This window comes from Polaromonas sp. P1_F4 (assembly GCF_056405675.1).
On sequence record NZ_JBFUBP010000024.1, the window covers coordinates 1 to 925 of the forward strand.

Here is a 925-nt window from a genome sequence, read left to right on the forward strand (position 1 = left end):
CGGCACGATCGACAGCGTCACCTTCACCTTCACGGTTCCAGGCGCCAACGTAGGCGACAGCAGCGTGATCGCCGGTGTCGGCGGCGACCTCACCGCAGGTGCAGTGACAGTGCGCGTTTATGGCAACGGCGGCAACATCAGCCTCAACTCAAACACCACCGGCCCACTGACGACCGGCACCGCCGGTGAAGTGATCCCATGGAGCCAGATCAACGTGGCCGGTGCTGCACTGGGCGCCACAACTTCCGGCTTTACCAATGCGGCCATTACCCACCCAGCATTCAACCTGGGCGCAAGCGGCGGAGCCGGTACCGCCACCACGTTGACCGCTACCAACAAGCTTGTCCGCGTCGAAGGCAAGTGGACCTACACCTACCTCAATGCAACCTTGCCAGCAGCCGGTACCTACGGCGGCACCATCGTCAAAAACGGCCGAGTTACTTACACCGCTACGCAGCTCTGACCTTCAACCTTAACCCTTAGGAAACATCATGAAAAAACTCCTTCTTGTCAGCACCCTGGGCTTAACCGGCCTGCTGAGCGCTACCGCCCACGCCGAATCCACATTCACTAACCCTGCCATCGTCGGCTCGACAGCGAACGCTCGCGTGGACATGACGATCGTCATCCCGCAAGTGCTGTTCCTGCGTGTCGGTACCAGCTCCGGCAACACGGCAACTGACGGCACGATCGACAGCGTCACCTTCACGGTTCCAGGCGCCAACGTAGGCGACAGCAGCGTGATCGCCGGTGTCGGCGGCGACCTCACCGCAGGTGCAGTGACAGTGCGCGTTTATGGCAACGGCGGCAACATCAGCCTCAACTCAAACACCACCGGCCCACTGACGACCGGCACCGCCGGTGAAGTGATCCCATGGAGCCAGATCAACGTGGCCGGTGCTGCACTGGGCGCCACAACTTCCGG

Annotated in this window: 2 protein-coding genes; both read left to right on the top strand. The window is 61.7% G+C overall.

Annotated features, from left to right (window positions below):
• The coding region (locus AC1DYQ_RS22840) for a hypothetical protein (protein WP_477688717.1) at window positions 1–463 on the top strand (463 nt) is incomplete at its 5' end.
• A 28-nt stretch (window positions 464–491) separates the two neighbouring features.
• Window positions 492–925, top strand: a 434-nt coding sequence (locus AC1DYQ_RS22845) for a hypothetical protein (protein ID WP_477688718.1), incomplete at its 3' end; no start/stop codon positions are given.